3 protein-coding genes are annotated in these 4,402 nt (G+C 55.2%); all 3 read right to left on the bottom strand.

Annotated features, from left to right (window positions below):
* Positions 1 to 489: 489 nt before the first annotated feature.
* Complete coding sequence (groL, locus tag IOB61_RS13380) at positions 490 to 2,136, bottom strand: chaperonin GroEL (protein ID WP_290817641.1); 1,647 nt, start codon at positions 2,134 to 2,136, stop codon at positions 490 to 492.
* A gap of 36 nt (positions 2,137 to 2,172) precedes the next feature.
* Complete coding sequence (gene groES / locus IOB61_RS13375; RefSeq protein ID WP_085339373.1) at positions 2,173 to 2,463, bottom strand: co-chaperone GroES; 291 nt, start codon at positions 2,461 to 2,463, stop codon at positions 2,173 to 2,175.
* Positions 2,464 to 2,647: 184 nt separating this feature from the next.
* A partial coding sequence (locus IOB61_RS13370) for a prolyl oligopeptidase family serine peptidase (RefSeq protein ID WP_290817636.1) occupies positions 2,648 to 4,402 on the bottom strand: 1,755 nt, incomplete at its 5' end.

The following is a 4,402-nucleotide window of genomic DNA, read 5'->3' as shown; positions in this document are numbered from 1 at the left end:
GGTGTTGGTGGCATTCAAAGAAACGATGTCATCCCGGACGGCGCAGCCGATCCGGGACCTCCTGCCGCAAAGTCCCATGGGGTCCCCGCTCTTCGCTCACGCTTCGGCGGGGATGACATCGATGAAATAGAGAATTGATCTAGAAGCACTTTGGTGCCCATTTTGGTCACCAAACCGCTTCCTATAGCGTGTCCGGGCAATCAAAGTTGGCCTTTGGGGCAGGCAGGGCCTGCACCAAAGCCTTCCAGATGAAAAAACTATGCTCAGCGTTGTCATCACTGACGCAAAGTCCCAAGGGATCCCCCGCTCCACGTCGTTCCGGCGGGGGTGTTGGAGACGCCCAAGCAAAAGCAAAAAGCGCGGCCCGTTGCCGGACCGCGCTCGTTGAAATTGGAAGAGGATGAATGGACTTCTTAGAAGTCCATATCGCCACTGGGATTTGCACCGCAAATCCCAGCACTTTTAATGATGGGCGATTTTATGGACTTCTTAGAAGTCCATATCGCCCATGCCGCCCATGCCGCCTGGCATGCCGCCTGGTGCGCCGCCGGTGTTTTTCTTTGGCGCTTCCGCGATGGTGGCTTCGGTGGTGATCAGCAAGGAAGCAACCGAAGCTGCGTCTTGCAGAGCGGTGCGAACGACCTTCACGGGGTCGATGATGCCGGCGGTGATCATGTCGACATATTCTTCAGTCTGGGCGTTGAAGCCGAAGGAAACCGAAGCATTCTCCAGGATCTTACCCACAACGATCGAGCCTTCGACGCCTGCGTTTTCCACGATCTGGCGGATCGGGGCTTGCAGCGCGCGACGGACGATGTTGACACCAGCTTCTTCGTCGTCGTTCGAGCCCTTCACAGTGATGGCTTTCGAAGCACGCAACAGGGCGCAACCGCCGCCAGCCACAATGCCTTCTTCCACCGCTGCGCGGGTTGCGTTCAGCGCGTCATCCACGCGGTCCTTACGCTCTTTCACTTCAACTTCAGTCGCACCGCCAACCTTGATCACGGCAACACCGCCAGCCAATTTGGCCAGACGCTCTTGCAGCTTTTCACGGTCATAGTCAGACGTGGTTTCTTCAACTTGACGCTTGATTTGCGCGATACGGCCTTCGATGTCGGCCTTTTCACCAATGCCATCGACGATGGTGGTGTTTTCCTTGGTGATGGTGACCTTCTTGGCGCGACCCAACATCTCGATGGAAACGGTTTCCAACTTGATGCCGAGGTCTTCAGAAATCACTTGACCACCGGTCAGGATCGCAATGTCTTCCAACATGGCTTTACGACGGTCGCCGAAGCCAGGAGCCTTGACGGCTGCCACTTTCAAACCACCGCGCAACTTGTTGACGACCAAAGTCGCCAAGGCTTCGCCTTCAACGTCTTCTGCGATGATCAACAAGGGACGGCCGGATTGGACCACAGCTTCGAGCACTGGCAACATGGGCTGCAAGCTCGACAGCTTCTTTTCGTGGATCAAGATCAGAGGATCGTCGAGCGAAACTTCCATCTTGTCGGCATTGGTGATGAAGTAAGGCGACAGATAACCACGGTCGAACTGCATACCTTCCACGACGTCCAATTCGGACTCGAGGCTCTTGGCTTCTTCAACGGTGATGACGCCTTCATTGCCAACCTTGCTCATGGCTTCAGCAATCATCTTACCGATTTCTGCTTCGCCATTGGCCGAGATGGTGCCGACTTGTTCGATTTCAGAGTTCGACGAAACCTTCTTGGCCGAAGCCTTCAGGCCTGCAACCACTTCGGTTACAGCTTTGTCGATACCGCGCTTCAAGTCCATTGGGTTGCGGCCCGAGGACACGGCCTTCATGCCTTCACGAACAATGGCTTGAGCCAGAACGGTGGCGGTGGTGGTGCCGTCGCCAGCGGTGTCGTTGGTCTTCGAAGCCACTTCGCGCAGCATTTGTGCGCCCATGTTCTGGAACTTATCTTCCAGTTCGATTTCCTTGGCGACCGAAACGCCGTCCTTGGTGGTGCGTGGCGCGCCAAAGGACTTTTCGATCACCACATTGCGGCCCTTAGGACCCAAGGTGACTTTTACGGCATTTGCCAAGATATCAACGCCCTGAAGCATGCGGTCGCGTGCGTCAGAACCAAACAATACGATTTTTGCAGCCATGATTGGTGCCTTTCAAGTTTTAGGAAAAGGGGAAGATTAGGATTCGAGGACGCCCATGACGTCGCTTTCCTTCATGATCAGAAGGTCATCGCCGTCGATCTTCACTTCCGTGCCAGACCATTTGCCGAACAAGATGCGGTCGCCGACTTTCAAGTCCATTGCGATACGGTCGCCATCTTCGTCGCGGGCACCTGGGCCAACGGCAACGACTTCGCCTTCTTGTGGCTTTTCTTTGGCGGTGTCTGGGATGATGATCCCACCTTTGGTTTTGGTTTCTTCTTCAACGCGCTTTACCAGCACGCGATCGCCAAGCGGACGAAATGCCATTTGACTTGCTCCCTTTGAGGATTGTCAGGTTTCAGAAAATCAGTGTTGTCCAATCGAACAGGCGTCGTGCTTTAGCACTCACCTCGCCCGACTGCTAACACAGCGTGCAGGTAGGGATGGCCTGTCTGCGTGTCAACAGGGGCGAGGGTGAAAAAAGTGCAGTAGGCTTAGCTGCGTCGCAGCCTTAGGCACGAGGCTGGAAGCGTGGGACGCCTGCCCGCCACAAGGCAAAAGCATATTCGTCTGCGATTTTGGAGTCGATCTGCCCGCGCGTGGAGCCGATGCCATGGCCCTCGTCAAAGGTCACCCGCATGATCACGGGTTTCTTCTGCTTCGGCAGGGCTTGAAGGCGGGCTGCGAGTTTGCCGCCTTGATGCGGCGCGACACGCGGATCGGTAATGCCTGTAATCACCATCACCGCCGGATAGGCCACATCATCCTTAACATTGAAATAGGTGTCCATGGCGACCAGGTTGCGATAGTCTTCCGCCACCCGAGGGTCGCCAAATTCGGGGAAATTAGCTGGGCCATTTTGTTCGACTTCCGAGCGGGAAAGATTCACGCACCCCACGTCGCAGATCACGCCAGCAAATAAATCTGGGCGGGTTGTCATGGCGCGGCCAACCGCCACCCCGCCAGCGGAGGTGCCTCGAATTGTTAGCTTGGCAGGACTGGTCAGGCCGCGCGCAATCATATCCTCGCAACAGGCAATGTAATCATTCCACGTATTGGACTTGGTGGCCTTTTTGCCAGCCTCGTACCAAGGCCGTCCGTAATCTCCACCCCCGCGCACACTGGCAAACATGAGGATACCGCCCAATTCCATCATGGCCAGCGATCGGGGATTAACAAAGGGCGTATTGGAAACTTGATAGGCCCCATAGGCATCGGCCAAACAAGGCGCGGGGCCGCGTTTGGTAACATTCTTAGCTGCGATGACAACATAAGGAATTTGAGTGCCATCCTTGGCCTTGGCAAGGTAACGTTTGCTTTCAAATGGCGTCAGATCAATGTTTGGCTTGGGCGACAAACCGGTGTCTGAGAATTGGTCGGTGTCGGGTTCATAGTTCCAAATTCCGCGATGCTGCAGCCATCCTGACAGAACCATATCAAGACCCGGACGCGTTGCATTGCTAAACATCGCATAAATGCCGGCCTCAAAAGGCATCGTGAGATCGCGTAATTTGCCATCTTTACCCAGACGGCGCAGGCGCTGGGGACCGCCATCCATGATTTGGATATAGAGCCCATCGGATGCGACACTTAAGGCCTCAATTGGGTTCTGGCTGGCTGGAACCACTTCGCGGGCTTTGGCCAAGCTCGGCGCTGCGAGGTCAACCGCCACGACGCGGCCAAGCGGATTTTCCTTTTCCGAAGTGAGATAGAGTGTAGAACCCGACTGAGCAAAACCCGTTATCGTATCGGCCTGCGAACATATTTTTGTCCACGCCGGACTCCCTTTGACGATTCCCTCTAGCGGCGCACTCCAAATGCTGAGTTCACGGCGCACCCCGTCAATGCCCAATAAGAGGCCAAAATCGGAATCATCGGCTGCCACGATGATTGGAAACTCAACCTCGGTAAGGTCAACCATTTGATGCAATCCGAAGGTCGCGGCTTTGAGATCATCCTTCGGGTCTTGACCAAGTTTATGAAACCAACAAACCGACTTCATAAAATAGTCCGGCGTGCCCTGCATGGTTTGGTCAGAGAGGCGATTGATAAAGAAACCAGAGGAATCGGGCAACCAATAGGCAGGGCCAAACAAAGCGCGCTCAAAAACCTCCTTGAGCGTCACCCCATCTGCGACCCGAATGACGCGGCCCACAGATTCTTCTGATCCCGCGGGTGAAGAACCATAGACAACATGTGTGCCATCTGGAGAGGCCCGCCACCAATCGAGAGAAATATGGGCCCCACTTTCGGTTTTGGCCGTGTT

The organism is Aquidulcibacter sp. (assembly GCF_020253525.1).
In the GTDB taxonomy this organism is placed as follows: Bacteria; Pseudomonadota; Alphaproteobacteria; order Caulobacterales; family Aquidulcibacteraceae; genus Aquidulcibacter.
This window is presented reverse-complemented; position numbering and strand designations above follow the sequence as displayed.

Excerpts from the sequence above, each read along its gene's own strand:
- groL (WP_290817641.1), bottom strand. The coding sequence starts at position 2,136 with ATGGCTGCAAAAATCGTATTGTTTGGTTCTGACGCACGCGACCGCATG.
- groES (WP_085339373.1), bottom strand. The coding sequence starts at position 2,463 with ATGGCATTTCGTCCGCTTGGCGATCGCGTGCTGGTAAAGCGCGTTGAA.